This window comes from Szabonella alba (assembly GCF_016765775.1).
In the GTDB taxonomy this organism is placed as follows: domain Bacteria; phylum Pseudomonadota; class Alphaproteobacteria; order Rhodobacterales; family Rhodobacteraceae; genus Szabonella; species Szabonella alba.
The window spans coordinates 1-2,082 of the sequence record NZ_JAESVN010000036.1 but is presented as its reverse complement, the minus strand read 5'-3'; the positions used below and the strand labels follow the sequence as shown (position 1 = coordinate 2,082).

Below are 2,082 nucleotides of genomic sequence, written 5' to 3'. Positions count from 1 at the left end.
TGTTGATTTTCACCCAGAACTGACCCGGGTTTTTCATCGAGAATTGACCCGGCTTTGAGTATGGATTTCGGGTCAGGCAGGGGTCAAGATCTGTGTTGTCTCCTTCTTTTTCTTTGCTGCGGATGCGGCAGCTGAACTTGCCTTGAAGCGGAAGCTGTCGTTTCCGGTCTCCAGGATGTGACAACGGTGCGTGAGACGGTCGAGCAAAGCCGTGGTCATCTTGGCATCACCAAAGACCGAGGCCCATTCGCTGAAGCTGAGGTTGGTGGTGATGGCGACGCTGGTGCGCTCGTAAAGCTTGCTGAGCAGATGGAACAGCAGGGCCCCGCCTGATGCGCTGAACGGCAGGTATCCCAACTCGTCTAGGATCACGAGGTCCAGCTTGGTCAGGCCTTCGGCGATCTGCCCGGCCTTGCCCTTGGCCTTTTCCTGTTCGAGCGCGTTGACCAGTTCGATGGTCGAGAAGAAGCGGACCTTCCTGCGGTGATGTTCGATCGCTTGGATGCCGAGGGCGGTGGCAACATGTGTTTTGCCGGTGCCCGGACCGCCGATCAGGACCACGTTCTGGGCGCCATCCATGAACTCGCAGCGGTGCAGGGTCCGGACGGTGGCTTCATTGATCTCGCTGGCGGCGAAGTCAAAACCCGAAAGATCCTTGTAGGCTGGGAAGCGGGCCGACTTCATGTGATAGGCGATCGATCTGACCTCGCGTTCGGCCAACTCGGCCTTCAGCAGTTGCGAAAGCATCGGGATTGCAGCTTCAAAGGCTGGCGCGCCCTGTTCGATCAGGTCGGTCACGGCTTGGGCCATGCCATACATTTTGAGGCTGCGCAGCATGATGACGATGGCACCGGCGGCGGGATCATGACGCATGGCGGCCTCCGGCAATCTGGGCGCGCAGCCCGTCATAGCGTTCGACATTGGCCTTGGGTTCACGCTGCAGGACCAGCGCTTGCGGCGTGTCCAGCGGAGGCCCGCCGATCACCTTGCCATCGATCAGTCGGTGCAACAGGTTCAGCACATGCGTCTTGGTCGGCACGCCCTCGGTAAGCGACAGCTCCACGGCTGTGAGCACGGCCTGTTCGTCATGCTGCAGAATGAGGGCAAGGATATCGACCATCTCGCGGTCCCCGCCAGGCTTGCGCAGCATGTGGTCCTGCAACTGTCTGAACGCAGGCGGTAATTCCACAAACGGCGCGCCGTTGCGAAGCGCCCCTGGCTTGCGCTGAACAACCGCCAGATAGTGCCGCCAATCGTAGACCGTCTTCGGAGGCAGGTGATGGCTGCGCTGGATCACGCGGGCATGTTCGCACAGGATGTTGCCTTCGGCCGCCACCACCAGACGATCGGGATAGATCCGCAGGCTGACAGGCCGGTTGGCAAACGACGCCGGCACGCTGTAGCGATTGCGCTCAAAGCTGATCAGGCACGTGGGCGAGACGCGTTTACTCAGTTCCACAAAGCCGTCAAACGCGACGGGCAGCGGCATCAGGGCCGCCTGCTCTTCGACCCAGACATCGGCGATGGTGCCGGGTCGTTTGCCATGCGGGGTCTGCTGCCACAACTCGAGGCAACGCTGCTCCAGCCAAACGTTCAGCGCGGCAAGGTCAGGAAAGTCCGGCATTCCTTGCAGCATTTGGTGACGAGAATCCCGAACGTTCTTCTCGACTTGCCCCTTCTCCCAGCCCGCAGCCGGATTGCAGAACTCCGGCTCATAGACGTAGTGGTTTGTCATCGCGAGAAAGCGCATGTTGATCTGCCGCTCCTTGCCGCGGCCAACACGATCAACCGCCGTGCGCATGTTGTCGTAAATCCCACGACTCGGCACGCCGCCAAAGACCCGAAACGCATGCCAATGGGCATCGAACAGCATCTCGTGGGTCTGCAACGGATAGGCTCGCAGCAAAAAGGCCCGGCTGTGCGATAGCTTGATATGCGCCATCTGCAGCTTGGTGCGTTCGCCGCCCAGAACTGCAAAATCCTCGCTCCAGTCAAACTGGAAGGCATCGCCCGGGTCAAAATGCAGCGGCACAAAGGTCCCGCGCCCCGTCGTCTGCTGCTCGCGCTGCCGATCGGCACGCC

Annotated in this window: 2 protein-coding genes; both read right to left on the bottom strand. The window is 60.7% G+C overall.

The genetic code is table 11. The annotated features are described in order from the left end of the window. Nucleotides 1-72: 72 nt before the first annotated feature. The gene (gene istB, locus JL811_RS19780; protein ID WP_202690422.1) at nt 73-873 is read right to left on the bottom strand and encodes an IS21-like element helper ATPase IstB; all 801 of its coding nucleotides are present in this window, start codon (nt 871-873) and stop codon (nt 73-75) included. Further along, a partial coding sequence (istA, locus tag JL811_RS19775; protein ID WP_202690421.1) for an IS21 family transposase occupies nt 863-2,082 on the bottom strand: 1,220 nt, incomplete at its 5' end. The genes istA and istB, both read right to left, overlap by 11 nt.